Source organism: Vibrio sp. 811 (assembly GCF_033339195.1).
In genome coordinates, this window is the sequence record NZ_JAWOUB010000414.1 from 1 (window position 1) to 698 (window position 698).

The 698-nt window shown below is 45.8% G+C and carries 1 protein-coding gene; it reads right to left on the reverse strand.

Annotation, left to right across the window (positions count from 1 at the left end; translation table 11 throughout):
- The coding region (gene lpxB / locus R7Q46_RS27205; protein ID WP_318078270.1) for a lipid-A-disaccharide synthase at positions 1–676 on the reverse strand (676 nt) is incomplete at its 3' end.
- Positions 677–698: the final 22 nt, after the last annotated feature.

The following is a 698-nucleotide window of genomic DNA, read 5'->3' on the forward strand; positions in this document are numbered from 1 at the left end:
AGCCCAAACCGGGGTATTTTTGGTGCAGAAGCTTGCACGTCTCAATGAATGGCTGAGAGAGCATCTTGAGCTCACTATCTCGGCTAACCGGTAAAACTGCTAACCATTTTTTGTCTTGTTCAAGTCCTAGCAGATCTCGCGCAGGCGCTTGCTCAGATTGCAAAGGAATAGCATCCGCTAAGGTGTGGCCGATAAACTCACAAGGCACTTTAAATTTATCGTAAAACGCCTTTTCAAACGGTAGAAAAGCCAGTCCCAGGTTGGTCGCAGCCTCGATTTTGAAGATACGCTTTTGACGCCACGCCCATACTGAAGGGCTCACGTAGTGCACGGTTTTAATGCCTGCTTGCTTTAAATCTAACTCTAGACGCAAGTTAAAATCTGGCGCATCAATACCGACAAAAACATCTGGCGGGTTCTGAGTGAAGTACTTAACAAGCTCAGCTTTTACTTTTAACAAACGAGGTAATCGTCCAAGCACTTCAACTAAGCCCATTACAGCTAACTCTTCCATATCAAAAAGAGATTCACAGCCTTGTGCGATCATTTTTGGCCCACCGATGCCAACGAACTCTGCATTCGGGTATCGCTCTTTCACTGCCTTGATAAAGCCTTCCCCTAGCGTGTCACCAGATAACTCGCCAGCAATGATGCCAATACGTAATGGTTTTTCCATATCGATTCCGCCCTATGTACTA